Genomic DNA, 14,721 nt, shown 5'->3' on the forward strand with positions numbered 1-14,721 from the left:
CTGAAATGAAAAAATTTGTTATTCTAGCATTCTCCTTATTATTACTTGCCGGATGTTCCAAAAATGAAATAATCATTTATGAATCATCTCCCGGAAGCAATGGTTCGGACAACGGACAACCCTCACAAAATGAGAATGCTCTCATCACATTCTCCGCTTCAGTCGAAAGTCGTACTATAACCAGATCCATGTCTCCCATGCCCAAAGGATTAATAAGCCAGATATATGCTTTTGAAACAACAGACAGGAATCTCGATGACCCATTTGCAGAAGGTTTATATTCAACAGTGTCCACAGGTACATTAACGGGAGTGAAAGGATACAAGATGTATTTGAGTAACGGCTCTTATAATATGTATGCATTTTCAGAGAACTCATCTACTTATCCACCAACTCTAATAGACGGAACATCAGCTCCTCTAAAAAATGGTATCGATTATCTGTGGTGGGAAAATCTGGGCCAAGACATTATGACTTCACAAATTCACATGCCCATCGTATTCCAGCATGTAGCTACTCAAGTCGTAGTCGATTTGTCTGCCGGCGATGGATTGCAATTGGACAGTCTGATTTCAGCAAGTATACTCCCGCCTACCCCGGGTGCCAGTCTCGATTTGCAAACTGGAATTATAGAATCAACCTATACCTACGATACCACTCCTCTCACTATGGGTAAAAATGGATTTCTCACTCAAGCCATTGTTTTACCGACAAAAGCCACCACCCCTATGTCCTTGACATTAAAGGTCTTGGCAGACGGAGAAACAACTCCACGTACCTACACTGTAGGTATCCCCATTCCAGGTAAATTGGCAGGAGGATTTTCTTATGTCTTTAGCGCCATTATAGACGGGAATTCCGTCTCGTTCCCCAATGTCAGCATAAAAGACTGGACCGAAATAGACGAATCCGGTAACCCACTTTATCCGACACAGAAATAATTGAAGTAACTCTTACATCACCAGAATACAACAACAAAGTAGAAAATATGGAAACTCCAATATCCGAAATCAGAAGAGAATACAGCAAAGGCAAGCTGACACAATGCACTATCCATGACAATCCATTTGAGCAATTCGTGGAATGGCTGGATGACGCTATCATTCACAAAGAAGATGAACCCACCGCTATGATAATAGCAACAGTTTCAGCTGAAGGACACCCCTCCACGCGCACCGTTTTGTTGAAAGGGGTAGAAAACAACCAATTTATATTCTTTACTAATTACGAAAGCCGAAAGGGAAAACAATTAGCTGGCAACCCATATATTTCCCTTTCTTTTGTATGGCACAAATTGGAAAGACAGGTACACATTGAAGGCAAAGCCGAAAAATGCCCCGACAAAGTTTCGGATACTTACTTTGCCACCAGGCCATATAAAAGCAAGATAGGTGCAAGAATATCTCCACAAAGCCGGGTGATAAGCAGCCGTATGGAGATTATGCGAGCCTTCGTAAAAGAAGTCTTCAAACTGGCAGGCCGCGATATTAAACGTCCCGATAATTGGGGTGGTTTTGCTGTAACCCCTACCCGCTTCGAATTTTGGCAAGGGCGGGAAAACCGTCTGCACGACCGCATCCAATATATACTTCAGAAAGATGGCAACTGGATACAGGAAAGACTAGCTCCTTAAACATCCTTCACTGATGAAATATAGTATATAAAAAGAAGCGTTGATAACATATAAATGTATCAACGCTTCTTTTTATAAGATAAATGTCAATCTCTCTCTTAAACCAACTTGACAAACAGTTCACCTTCTACTTCCTGAGTAGAGATTTTGTCTTCTCTCAACAACCAGCCAAGACCCAAGAACAAATCTTTGTCTACCAACTTAGTTGCCTTCTTGATTTGTTTAGCAGTTAAACCTTCAGTCTCATTCAGAGCACTCCAAATTTTTCCTGCAGTTTCACCAGCTTTTTCTTTTAACATTTTCTTCTTGTTTTTAGTTATACATGCTTTAATCCAACTTCTCTCATTGATGAGGTTCAGATTTTATTTCAGCGGCAAAGATAGTTATATTTATGTTATATAACACATTATTCTCTGTTTTTTTATGTTATATGTCATAAAAAGAGCATTTTTTCAGCAGGTCAGACCAAAAATATGACCTGTTTATATCAAACAGACGGTCTGTTTTCAAGATATTCCGCCCAGATACGGGCAGCTTCTTCTACCATCCTGGCACACGGACGTTTAGCATAATATTGTTCGGTACGTTCTTCGGGGGTAGACACTCCTTCCGGTTTCTTCAGCCCTAATAGTTCAGCACAAATTGTAGAACCGTTCCGTTTCTTAAACTCAGCAGCCAACTCCTGAACTACGGCATAATTAGCACCTTTTCCTTCACGATCCTTGGGATCAGTTGCACCAGTCTCCAGCCCTGCAAGTAAAAACATACCGCATGCAGCTCCACAAGTCTGACGCATACGGCCAATACCTCCACCAAAAGAAGCTGCCATACGCGCTGCCTGTTCCTGTGTAAACCCATACATATCAGCAAAAGCAAGTACTACAGACTGAGAACAATTATAACCACTTTTAAAAAAATCTACTGCTTTTTCTATCCTTTCTTCAAACATCGTTCCTCCCCTTCCTCTTATCCTTCTATATCCAACAGCATGGGGCAATGATCAGAATGTACAGCATCATTCAATATACGCGCATCTCTCAGCAACGGGCGAACCGGCTCAGTCACCATACAATAGTCAATACGCCATCCTTTATTCTTTGCACGGGAATTAAAGCGGTAACTCCACCACGTATATTCCTGTTGTTCGGGATGCAGCAAGCGGAAAGTATCAATAAAGCCGGCATTCAGAAAACGCGTCATCCATTCCCGCTCTTCAGGCAAGAAACCACTATTTGTGGCATTCCGAATAGGATCATGGATATCTATCGGTTCATGACAAATGTTATAGTCACCACAAAGAATCAGTTTCGGACGCGATTTTCGTAATTCCGTCACATATTCCTGGAACTTCTCCAACCACACCATCTTGAATGCCTGGCGTTCGTCACCACTCGTTCCCGAAGGATGATAAACACTCACAACAGATATATCGCCAAAATCGGCACGGATAAAGCGGCCTTCATTGTCATATTCTTCCATGCCCATACCATATTCCACATGGTCCGGTTCCTGCTTGGTCAAAATGGCAACTCCACTATAGCCTTTCTTCTGTGCAGAATAAAGATAATGCTTGTATCCCAATGCACTCAGTGCTTCTTCCGGATATTGATCCGGTTGCAATTTGGTTTCCTGAATGCATACTACATCAGCTTGTTCCTGTTCCAGCCATTCCGGCAAACCCTTGCCAACAGCTGCACGCAGCCCATTCACATTATATGTAATAATCTTCATATGATTGTTTATTTGGTTTATACTAGTTCAGATATCAGCAACATAATATTCAATACGGTAACGATTCCCGCAATAGCATAGAGTACAAAACTACTCCACTTACTATTAACATACTGCCCCATTACTTTACGCGAAGACGTCAGTCCCACTTGCAGGAAAACAGTAAATGGCAACTGAATACTAAGCACCATTTGCGAAATCAACAATCCTTTGAAAGGATCACCGATGAAGAATATCAGCAACAACGCAATGCCCAATGAAAGGATTACGCCCACCTGGGAGTGGCTATCCTTGATATGATAGGATTCTCCAAAGATACCGGCAAAAATAGAACCTGCCGCCATACCACTTGTAATGGTAGATGAAATACCTGCCATCAACAAAGCCAAGGCAAACACGACTGCAGCGCTGCTTCCAAGTAAAGGTTCCAACAAAGACTTTGCCTGTTGCAGTTCTTCAACCTGAATACCACTTTTAAAGAAAGTAGCAGCAGCCAGCAATATCATGGCACTATTGATAGCCCATCCCACAATCATGGAGAAAAGCGTATCAAACAGCTCATACTTCAAGACCTTACGAATAGAACTGTCATCTTGCTTATTATACTCATGGCTCTGTATTACTTCCGAATGCAGGAATAAATTATGTGGCATTACCACTGCTCCCAGCACACTCATAATAATCAGCATACTTCCTTCCGGAAAAGCAGGTGTCACCCATCCTTCTACAGCCAATGGCCAGTCAATCTTCACCAGGAACAACTCATAAATAAAGGATAACCCAATAACTGAAACAAACGCGATGATGGAACGTTCTATCTTCTTATATGAGTTCGTAAAAAGCATGATGACGACAAAAACGGTTGTCAATATGGCTCCCCATATAATGGGAATATCAAAAAGCATTTCCAGGGCAATTGCTCCTCCCAGTATCTCGGCAAGGGAAGTCGATATAGATGCCAGCACCGCAGTACCCAGAATAGGACGGGAAACCCATTTAGGAGTATATTTCGTAGCAGCTTCCGACAAGCATAAACCTGTAACAATTCCCAAGTGAGCCACATTATGTTGCAATACAATCAACATGATCGTAGATAAAGTTACCACCCAAAGCAGGGAATATCCAAATTCGGAACCCGCCGCAAAATTAGAAGCCCAGTTTCCGGGATCAATAAAACCTACTGTAACAAGGAGTCCGGGACCAATATATTTAAAAACGTCCAGACCACCCAAATACCGCTTGTGGTCCCTACGTTTCAAGTCTTTCAGAATATTTTTCATTGTTCGTTCTTTTTATGGCGTAAAATTACGAAATAATAACAAGCAAGCCACACTTTCTGTTCAAAAAAGAAGCCCCCGGCATTGTACAATACCGAGGGCCAACCTATATTTTTTAAAGTACAGGGATTTAGTTAGAATCCCATTTCATGCAGTGCCCTACATAACTGATCCGGACAAGAAGTCGAACGTCTTCCGCAACGAATCCCTTCCAGACGGGAAATCACATCATTTACCGGCATTCCCTTTACCAAACGGGAAAGACCTTGTAAATTACCGTTACAACCTCCCCAAAACGCGATATCTGTTATTATATTATCTTCTATTTCCAATTCAATGTGAGAACTACATGTACCTTGAGTCTTATAAGTATACTTCATTACTCTTCACTTCCCTCCGGTTTCATGTTGGTATAAACCGTTTGCACATCATCAAATTCCTCAAGACGCTCTATCATCTTGTCAAGAGTCTCACGTTGCTCGGGAGTTACCTCCTTCGTATCGTTCGGGATATAAGTAAATTCACCACCGACATCCTCAAAGCCACATTCCTCCAAATGTTTCTGGATGGCAGCATAGCTCTTCGGATCACCATAGATAGTGATTGTACCTTCTTCTTCATCCTCTTCAAACTCATCATCTACATCGTAGTCAATCAAGTCAAGGATGAGTTCTTCCATATCTATGCCGTCTTTCTTCTTGAAAGTAAACATACATTTATGGTCGAACAGGAAAGCCAATGACCCCATAGTACCCAAGTTTCCACCAAACTTGTTGAACACTGAACGCACATCAGCAACTGTACGGGTAGTGTTGTCAGTCAATGTATCTACAAATACAGCAATACCATGAGGACCGTATCCTTCATAAGTCATTCCTTTGTAGTCACTCTGGTCCTTACCCATTGCGTTCTTGATAGCACGGTCAATGTTATCCTTCGGCATATTCTCGCGCTTACAAGTAGCGATAACAGAACGCAAAGTCGGATTATTTTCCGGTTCCGGGCCACCAGCCTTTACAGCAATAGCAATTTGTTTACCCAGTCTTGTAAAGGTCTTTGCCATGTGACCCCATCTTTTCAATTTGGCAGCTTTTCTATATTCAAACGCTCTTCCCATTGGTTTTATGTTTTAATTATTAATTATTTAATTATTAATTAGCGCAGCTTTGCATCCAGTTTATCTTCCAGATTCTTCACGAGTTTCGACATTATCTTATCGATCATCTTATCGTTCAGCGTCTGCGTTTCATCCTGCAACAGGAAGCTGACAGCATACGATTTTTTGCCGGCTTCAAGATTCTTGCCTTCATAAACATCGAAAAGAGATACTTCTTTCAGCAACTTCTTCTCAGTTTCATAAGCAATCTTTTCTATCTCCGCAAACTGCACCTTCTTATCGATCAACAAAGCAAGGTCACGTTTCACAGCCGGGAATTTGGAGATTTCCGTATAACTGATCTTTACAGAACGGATAGCTTTCATCAACTCTTTCCAGTTCAGATCAGCGTAATATACTTCATTATCAATATCGAAAGCTTTGAGAATCTTCTTCGTTACGATACCGAATGTAGCAAGGCGCTTTCCACCTTTAGTCTGTACAGACAAGGCAGTAGCATAAATATCGTCCACCAGATTACCTACTACCAAATTTCTCATATTCAGCCCTAAACGGAGGAAAATATTTTCTACGTAAGCTTTCAATTCATATACAGAACTTTCTTCATCAGCATGCGCCCAAGAGTTGGATACTTTCTTACCCGTTACCCACAATCCGAGATGATAATTCTCTGTATAAGCAGCTAACGACTTTTCGGGATTCTTCTTTTCCGCATCGAAATAATAGCAATTTCCGAATTCGAAGAATTTCAAGTCGGCATTCTTACGGTTGGCGTTATGAGAGATACTTTCCAGACCACCGAACAACAAAGTCTGACGCATTGCATTCAGATCTGTACTCAACGGGTTCAGTAACATTACCAGATTCTTAGAAGGATAAGTTTCCATATCATCATAATAACCGGCGCGTGTCAGAGAATTATTCAAAATTTCATTGAAACCACAACCTACCAACTGTTCAGCTACCAAATTCTGTAACTTGTTAGATTTATCATGTTCGCCTTTCGTTGTCAAGCTGGATTTCAGCGTAGATGGTATCTCTACATTATTATATCCATAAATACGGAGGATATCTTCAATAACATCACAATCACGTTGTACGTCTACACGATAAGGAGGTACAGCCAGAGTCAATCCTTCTGCAGTCTCATTGGTTATTTTCATTTCCAGACTGGTAACAATGCTCTTGATTGTCTCCACCGGAATCACCTTGCCTACCAATGAATATACCTTCTCATAAGATAATTCTACAATGAAATCCTGAGCAGGAGCAATACAAACATCTTTAACTTCAGAGGAAATAGTACCGCCGGCCAGTTCTTTCACCATCATGGCAGCCAGTTTCAGGCAATAAATAGTGCCATTAGGATCAATACCTCTTTCAAAGCGGAAAGAAGCATCTGTATTCAGCCCATGACGACGAGCCGTTTTACGGACCCATGTCGGATGGAAATAAGCACTCTCCAGAAAGACATCTTTGGTAGTTTCCGTAGAACCGGAATCCAAACCACCGAATACACCGGCAATACACATCGGTTTTTCCTTGTCACAAATCATCAGGTCGCGATCGGATAATTTACGTTCCACGCCATCCAATGTAACAAACGGAGTACCTTCAGGCATCGTCTTCACTACAACTTCACCACCTTTAATTTTATCCGCATCAAAGCAGTGCAACGGTTGACCGAATGCATGAACAATGTAATTTGTGATATCTACTACATTATTGATAGGACGCAGTCCGATGATACGTAGTTTATTCTGCAACCATTCCGGACTTTCTTTAACCGTTACGCCTTTCACTGTTACACCGGCATAGCGAGGGCAAGCCTCACTGTTTTCAACTGTAACTTTGATATCCAAATCATTATTTTCAACGGAGAAAGTATCTACAGACGGCCTCTTCAGAGAAGTCGGTTTGTTATTTTGCACCAGATAAGCATACAAGTCACGAGCTACACCATAATGCGAACAAGCATCAGCACGATTCGGAGTGATATCCACTTCCAGCACATAGTCGCTCTTTATGTTATAATAATCTTTGGCAAGAGTCCCCGGAACTGCATCAGCGGGCAGAACGATGATACCTGCATGATCCGTACCAATACCTATTTCATCTTCAGCACAAATCATACCGTTGGACTCAACACCACGGAGTTTTGACTTTTTAATCGTAAAACATTCATCCCCGTCATAGAGTTTTGCACCCAAAGTAGCAACTACCACTTTCTGACCGGCAGCCACATTCGGCGCACCGCATACTATCTGTACAGGTTCTCCCTGTCCCAGATTCACAGTAGTCACATGCATGTGGTCTGAATTCGGATGAGGAACGCATGTCAACACTTCACCTATCACGAGACCTTCCAGTCCGCCTTTAATGGTTTGCACTTCTTCTACACTACCTGTTTCCAGACCTATAGAAGTCAATGCAGCCGCAACTTCTTCCGGTGTCAAATCGAAATCGACATACTCTTTCAACCAATTATAAGAGATATTCATATCATTAATTTTTTATTGTTTCCAAAAGTGACCCGCAAAATTACAAAGTTTTTTTGGATGACAGGGAATTATCCGATAAGAAATTAATGAAAACAACCGAAACTACATGATAAACAGTAATTCCGGCTGTAATATTAAAATTCTTATATTAATTTACCGATAACCTAGAATGGCAACGGTCCATCCGACCCCACCCCACCAAACGGATTATCTGTTTGAGGAGCGAACTCAGCCGGAGGCGGTATACTGCCATCACCTACCGCATTTATTTTGGAGCCATAAGTAGCTCCGCCTCCTTCTGCCGGATGCGGAATCACCATATCATCCTCCGGATTCTGAAAACGGGTGTACTGACCGATAAAGCGCAAACGAACATCACCTACCGCACCATTACGATGCTTAGCAATAATAATTTCTGCCATACCACGCAAATCAGTACCATCTTGCGATGTATAGATTTTATAATATTCAGGACGATGAATGAAACATACCATATCGGCATCCTGCTCAATGGCTCCCGATTCACGCAAGTCACTCAATTGCGGACGTTTACCTTCTTCACCTTCACGACTCTCCACACCACGATTCAACTGCGACAAGGCTATAATAGGAATATTCAACTCCTTCGCCAAACCTTTCAACGAACGCGAAATGGTACTTACCTCTTCCTGACGACTACCAAACGACATACCACTTGCATTCATCAGCTGCAGGTAGTCGATAATAATAATCCTCACTCCATGCTCACGCACCAGACGACGGGCTTTTGTACGAAGCTCAAATACAGACAAAGAAGGAGTATCATCCACATACAACGGCGCATCCAGAAGGTCACGCAATTTATAATCCAATTGCTGCCATTCATAATCCGCCAACTGTCCACTCTTGATTTTCTCACTTGGAATTTCGCACGCATTGGATATCAAACGATTCACCAACTGTACGTTACTCATTTCAAGCGAAAACACAGCTACCGGATTGCGATAATTCACCGCAATATTCTTTGCCATAGAAAGCACGAACGCCGTCTTACCCATTGCCGGACGGGCAGCGATAATAATAAGGTCAGATCTCTGCCAACCGGAAGTCATCTTATCAAGTTTGGTAAAACCACTCTCCAAACCACTCAAACCATCGGTACGGGCAGCTGCAATCTGAATTAACTGGTATGCTTCAGCAATAACCGGATTAATCTGTGTATAGTCCTTCTTCATGTTCTGCTGAGAAATCTCAAAGAGCCTTCCCTCAGCTTCCTGCATTAAGTCGTCCACGTCCAGAGTCTCATCAAAAGCCTTGCTCTGAACATTGCTGGTAAACGTAATCAGTTCGCGTGCCAATGCTTTCTGCGCGATGATACGTGCATGATATTCAATATGTGCCGAAGAGGCAACCTTACTACTTAACTGGGTAATGTAGAACGGTCCGCCCACCTCTTCCAGATCACCACGTTTAGCAAGCTGTTCTTTTACCGTGAGGATATCCACCGGCTTCTGATTCACAGCCAGATCGGTGATAGCGGAATAAATCAACTGGTGCCGGTGTTCATAAAAAGACTCCGGGCGAAGAATTTCACTTACCAATGAATAAGCGTCTTTCTCAATCATCAATGCTCCCAACACAGCTTCTTCCAATTCCGGCGCCTGCGGCTGTATACGTCCGTAGTCAGTTACAGGCTGCACTTTTGCCTTGGAGTTACTTCGGGGAGTTCTTTTTTGTTCTGCCATTTTTAAATACTATGAATTATAAAGGGATGGCAAAGATAACGCTTATTAATCAAAATCATCCCTATTCTACCAAACAAAAAAAGAGCCATTCCCGAAATTCGAAAACAGCTCTTTACGTTTATATCAAACTTATTCTTAAATGGTCATTGCCTGACCGCCAATCACACCTGCAATGGCACTGGCTACGGCAATAATGACTTTCAATATCACATTCCAACTCGTTTTTTTCATAAGAGAAGCTTTTTTAATGATTAATATTCAGCGATCAACAGACTGCGCAGTCTTTAATTTTTAATCCTTAATTCTTTAATTTCCAAAGTTGCTGACTTTGGAAATTACCCCAGAGGATCGTCTTCTATTCCCCCATCACCCGAATTACCTCCTGAGCCACCATCTGAACCACCTCCTGATGGAACATTAGCTAAATTTTTCAGATAATCATCCAGGCTGACCAAATCCAGTTTTTCACCGGCACGGGTAGCAGTCTTGGTTATCTTCAGTTCCCTGTTGGCCTGGAAGCAAATGCGAACACTCTCCACACTCTTGGCGGTCACATCTTCAGTCTTATCTTCTCCCTTAGATTTTGCAGCCAGCATAAATACGCCCAATCCGGCAATATTTACAGTTTTACCTTCCAGCAACTGCTCTTTCAGCTTCTCCACGAAGTTCTGCATAGTACTCCGGATATCACCGATAGAAAGCGAAGAACGATCCTGCATCTTCTGGGCTATAAATGCCAAGTCCACGCTCTGTCCTAAAGTTATTAACTGAGGGAAAAACTTTTTGGGAGAATTCTCAACCCGAGGGTCAGACGGCCTCTCTACCGTTCTAAAAATTACACTCATACTTTTTCATTTAGAGATTTAAATTCTGTTTTTAATTCACTTTGTTGATCAACGTTGATGCAAAGGTGAGGATTAAATCTCTAATAAAAGCAGGAAAATGAGTGAAGAGAGTCGTTTTTCTGAGAAAAGTTGTAAGTAGTTATAAATGAATATTATACCTAAGCGTTATGAATTACTTTTTCAAACACGCTTTTATTTGCTCCACGATGTATGCCACATCTTCATCCGTCACCCAAGGTCCGGCAGGAATACATAACCCCATATTAAATAGACGTTCTGAAACACCATTCACATAACAAGGATTATTCACATAGACAGGCTGAAGATGCATAGGTTTCCACAAAGGACGGGTCTCAATACCTTTGGCATCAAGTTGCACACGAACTTCGTCATAGTTAGTACCAGTCTTCTCCGGATCAATCAGAATCGTAGATAACCAATAGTTAGCATTGAAGCGATCATCAGGATTAGATTTCAGTGTAATACCTTCCACACCTTCAAAAGCCTTTGCATAAAGATCATGTACATGGCGGTGATGGGCAATATGATCTTCCAGCACAGTCATCTGACCACGACCGATCCCCGCACAAATATTACTCATGCGATAATTGTAACCAATCTTTTCATGCTGGTAATGAGGGAAAGGCTCACGAGCCTGAGTAGCATAAAACATAGTCTGTTTCTTTGCCGCTTCATCAGGAACGATTAACGCACCACCACCCGAAGTAGTGATCATCTTATTTCCATTGAAAGACAACACACCAAAAGTACCGAACGTACCACACTTCTGTCCCTTGAACTCGGATCCTAAAGCCTCGGCAGCATCTTCCAACACTGGAATATCATATTTCGCAGCAATAGCACAAATCTCATCTATCCTGGCAGGCATACCATAAAGATGTACAGGAAGAATAGCTTTGGGCTTTTTACCTGTTTTCGCAATTCGGTCTTTGATAGCTTCTTCCAGTAAAGCAGGGTCCATATTCCAAGTATCTTCTTCACTATCGATAAATACAGGCGTAGCCCCCTGATAAGCCACCGGATTAGCTGAAGCACAGAAAGTGAATGACTGGCAAATTACCTCATCACCTGCACTGACGCCAAGCTGAATTAAACCTAAATGGATGGCTGCCGTACCTGCCGACAATGCGACTACTTCCTTATTCTGACCCACAAAATGTTTCAGGTCGTCTTCGAAAGCATTGACATTGGGTCCCAAAGGAACTACCCAGTTTGTATCGAAAGCTTCGCGTATGAAGTCTTGCTCCTTGCCGCTCATATGAGCGAGGCAAAGATAAATTCTCTTGTCCATGAAATTATATGATTAAAAGAAAACTATAATAAGTTCTTTATGATTTTACATCTATTCCCTACAGCCAGAACATTGTCCGGAATATCTTTTGTGACGACAGAGCCGGCACCGATCACACTCCATTTCCCTACTTTTATACCCGGAATAATGGTAGTACCTGCACCAATCCAACTACCCTCCCCTATCTGTACATTGCCACAAAGGGTACAATGAGGAGAGATATGTACATAATCACCTATCAGACATTCGTGATCCACAGAAGCACCAGTATTGATTATGCAATGCCTGCCAATGCAGACACCGGATTGTATGATGGCTCCCTGCATCACGACCGTACCTTCTTTTATTGCAGTTTCTTCTGATATAATGGCTGAAGGATGAAAAGCATTACCAAAGGTAACATGCAGACTTTCAGCTATCTTCCTGCGAATACCATTATTACCAATACTGATTATCAACGGTCCGCGGACTTCCGACGAACGTAAAACGGGATAATTAAGAAGACTATGAACCGCTTCATTATCATCAAACAATGCTTCAACTGCCTCATTATTCGCACGCAATATATCAATGATCACTTTCGCATGACCACTGGCACCATATAAATACATTATTTAAATTTTCAATTATTTCCGGTAAAAGCCTCCATAGTGACAGAAGTATCAGAACTGATACCTTCACGTACAAAGACTTTCTTTATTGTAAGAAATATAATTTTCAAGTCCAGTAAGAAAGAACAATGATCCACGTACCACACATCCAGTTCAAATTTCTTTGTCCAGGAAATGGCATTACGTCCATTCACCTGCGCCCAACCTGTAATGCCTGGCCGGACTTCATGCCGACGGGCCTGTTCTTTGGAATAAAGAGGAAGGTATTGGGGAAGTAAAGGGCGGGGACCTATCAAAGCCATATCGCCTTTCAATACATTAATCAACTGTGGCAATTCATCAATAGAAGTGGAACGAATGAATTTTCCTATTTTTGTCAAACGCTTCTCATCCGGCAACAAGTTGCCATCTGCATCACGTTCGTCAGTCATTGTTTTGAATTTGATGACTTTGAAAATCTTACCGCTCTTTCCCGGACGTTCCTGAGTAAAAAAAACACCGGCTTCTTTATTAGCAAAATGCAGCCAGATAGAAATGAGTAATAATATCGGCCAGATAAGCATTAATGCACAAAAGACTATGATAAAATCAATCAGACGTTTTACAAAATGTACATACATGATTTTGGTTATTGGAAATGTTTCATAATAATCCTGTATGTTCGCTCTACGGTATAATTCTCCTTCAGGTAATCATACCCTTTCTCACCCATTAACTTTAACTTTTCTCTGTCCTCGGCAACAAACTCAACCATCTCCATAAAAGTTTCCAGATTTCCACTTTCCGTCCATAAACCATATCCATTCTTTTCGGCTATTGGACCAATATCCGTATTCATATCCGTAGCCATCAGCACGGGCATTCTGTTTTCTAAATAAGATAGTAACCTGGAAGGATAATTGGGAATTGTGAAACGATTGTCCAGGAAAATCAGGCCTACGTCACAAGCACTCACCAAATCATCATATTCCTGCTTGGGAAGAGACGGAATCAAACAGGAATTATGAGGAGTATTATTCCGAAACCATTGAGAAATTTTCCCATATTCAGTACCGTTACCAACCACTACAAAATAGGTATCAGTTCGTTTCTCATTAGCAGCCAATACATTCATCAGAAAATCAACTCCTTGCGGACGTCCCAAATTACCGCCATAAATAAGTAATAATTTATCCGTTGGAATATTCAGCTTTTGAAGCAAAACGCTATTGTTATATCCTGATTTCTTTCCATGCAATTCAATGCTGTTGGGGCATATCTCCACTCTTTCTGCTGTTATCAAAGGATTATATCTCAATACATATTCCACATTCGCGGGAGACATGCAGCCAATATGATCGGAGAGCTGATAAAGTATCTCCTCCTTCTTGCGGAACAGCTTATATACAAAGCTGCCTTTTGAAAACATTCCCAAGTCAACCGCATTCTGAGGGAATATGTCCTTCAACAAAAGATACGTTTTTGCTTCACATCGTCTCTTCACAGAAGAAATCACCCGGTTGAAAGTAATGGGAGGAGTAGAATACAGTATCAGATCAAACTTTATATTTTTCCAGTATTTACGTATTGCACGCTGATACTGATATTCTAATAGCAAGGTTCCAAGACCTTTCTCTATAAGATTAGTCTTCTGAATATTCAAAGTTTTCACACTCAAGATCGTAGCTCCGTCACTTTCCTTTATTCCTGTGGGTAGATGAAAACGGCGTTCAGCAGGAACCACAATATGTATCTGATGACCATGGCGAATGAATTCACGCATCAGGTCCGTATAGATACCTCTTTCGGAAATATCAGAAAGAGGATGCAAAGTAAGAAACAGAATATTCATCCTTCCAAATCAATATTTTCTCCAAACCATCTTATCCACTACCCCGGTGTAGCTCTGAATCAGTTTCACAACCTTAACCGAAACATTCTCACCCGTATAGTCATCGACAGGGATACCCAAAGCTCCGGCACGATTCATC

16 protein-coding genes and 1 pseudogene are annotated in these 14,721 nt (G+C 41.6%); 2 read left to right on the plus strand and 15 right to left on the minus strand.

The genetic code is table 11. The features are described from left to right. Positions 1–5: 5 nt before the first annotated feature. Both DWW10_RS14725 and pdxH read left to right on the plus strand, forming a co-directional pair. Complete coding sequence (locus DWW10_RS14725) at positions 6–941, plus strand: fimbrillin family protein (RefSeq protein WP_182021415.1); 936 nt, start codon at positions 6–8, stop codon at positions 939–941. Between the two features lie 47 nt (positions 942–988). Continuing rightward, positions 989–1,633 carry a pyridoxamine 5'-phosphate oxidase gene (pdxH, locus tag DWW10_RS14730; protein ID WP_022391381.1) on the plus strand — a complete coding sequence of 215 codons (645 nt, stop codon included), beginning with the start codon at positions 989–991 and terminating at the stop codon, positions 1,631–1,633. A 98-nt stretch (positions 1,634–1,731) separates the two neighbouring features. On the opposite strand, the gene DWW10_RS14735 is transcribed toward pdxH, so the two are convergent. The 15 genes and pseudogenes from DWW10_RS14735 to DWW10_RS14800 form a co-directional block, all read right to left on the minus strand. Continuing rightward, positions 1,732–1,932, minus strand: coding sequence for a winged helix-turn-helix domain-containing protein (locus tag DWW10_RS14735; protein ID WP_007213746.1), 201 nt, complete (start codon positions 1,930–1,932; stop codon positions 1,732–1,734). Positions 1,933–2,120: 188 nt separating this feature from the next. Beyond that, positions 2,121–2,582, minus strand: a complete 462-nt coding sequence (locus DWW10_RS14740; protein ID WP_021968104.1) for a C-GCAxxG-C-C family protein — start codon at positions 2,580–2,582, stop codon at positions 2,121–2,123. A 17-nt stretch (positions 2,583–2,599) separates the two neighbouring features. Beyond that, entirely contained in the window at positions 2,600–3,364 is a 765-nt protein-coding gene (locus DWW10_RS14745; protein WP_022391382.1) for an exodeoxyribonuclease III, read from the minus strand. Between the two features lie 17 nt (positions 3,365–3,381). Further along, entirely contained in the window at positions 3,382–4,644 is a 1,263-nt protein-coding gene (locus DWW10_RS14750) for an Nramp family divalent metal transporter (protein WP_022391383.1), read from the minus strand. 131 nt (positions 4,645–4,775) lie between these two features. Next, positions 4,776–5,021, minus strand: a complete 246-nt coding sequence (locus tag DWW10_RS14755; protein ID WP_022391384.1) for a TIGR03905 family TSCPD domain-containing protein — start codon at positions 5,019–5,021, stop codon at positions 4,776–4,778. Continuing rightward, complete coding sequence (locus DWW10_RS14760; protein ID WP_007213739.1) at positions 5,021–5,758, minus strand: YebC/PmpR family DNA-binding transcriptional regulator; 738 nt, start codon at positions 5,756–5,758, stop codon at positions 5,021–5,023. Before DWW10_RS14760 ends, DWW10_RS14755 begins: the two co-directional genes overlap by 1 nt. Positions 5,759–5,796: 38 nt before the next feature. Next, complete coding sequence (gene pheT / locus DWW10_RS14765; RefSeq protein WP_118487105.1) at positions 5,797–8,259, minus strand: phenylalanine--tRNA ligase subunit beta; 2,463 nt, start codon at positions 8,257–8,259, stop codon at positions 5,797–5,799. A gap of 164 nt (positions 8,260–8,423) precedes the next feature. Continuing rightward, a complete protein-coding gene (gene dnaB / locus DWW10_RS14770; RefSeq protein ID WP_022391386.1) occupies positions 8,424–9,983 on the minus strand; it encodes a replicative DNA helicase in 1,560 nt (519 codons plus the stop codon). Between the two features lie 135 nt (positions 9,984–10,118). After that, positions 10,119–10,214 carry a smalltalk protein gene (locus DWW10_RS26075; protein ID WP_021968105.1) on the minus strand — a complete coding sequence of 32 codons (96 nt, stop codon included), beginning with the start codon at positions 10,212–10,214 and terminating at the stop codon, positions 10,119–10,121. A gap of 104 nt (positions 10,215–10,318) precedes the next feature. Beyond that, positions 10,319–10,828, minus strand: a complete 510-nt coding sequence (locus tag DWW10_RS14775) for an HU family DNA-binding protein (RefSeq protein ID WP_007663183.1) — start codon at positions 10,826–10,828, stop codon at positions 10,319–10,321. A 172-nt stretch (positions 10,829–11,000) separates the two neighbouring features. Further along, the gene (locus tag DWW10_RS14780; protein WP_118487107.1) at positions 11,001–12,140 is read right to left on the minus strand and encodes a DegT/DnrJ/EryC1/StrS family aminotransferase; all 1,140 of its coding nucleotides are present in this window, start codon (positions 12,138–12,140) and stop codon (positions 11,001–11,003) included. 23 nt (positions 12,141–12,163) lie between these two features. After that, positions 12,164–12,751 carry an acetyltransferase gene (locus DWW10_RS14785; protein ID WP_118487109.1) on the minus strand — a complete coding sequence of 196 codons (588 nt, stop codon included), beginning with the start codon at positions 12,749–12,751 and terminating at the stop codon, positions 12,164–12,166. Between the two features lie 11 nt (positions 12,752–12,762). After that, entirely contained in the window at positions 12,763–13,371 is a 609-nt protein-coding gene (locus tag DWW10_RS14790; RefSeq protein WP_118487111.1) for a sugar transferase, read from the minus strand. An 8-nt stretch (positions 13,372–13,379) separates the two neighbouring features. Further along, positions 13,380–14,582, minus strand: coding sequence for a glycosyltransferase family 4 protein (locus tag DWW10_RS14795; protein ID WP_118487113.1), 1,203 nt, complete (start codon positions 14,580–14,582; stop codon positions 13,380–13,382). A gap of 9 nt (positions 14,583–14,591) precedes the next feature. Next, a pseudogene (locus DWW10_RS14800) lies at positions 14,592–14,721 on the minus strand (UDP-N-acetylglucosamine 2-epimerase (non-hydrolyzing)); the annotation flags it as partial.

Source organism: Bacteroides intestinalis, assembly GCF_003464595.1.
Classification (GTDB): Bacteria; Bacteroidota; Bacteroidia; order Bacteroidales; family Bacteroidaceae; genus Bacteroides; species Bacteroides intestinalis_A.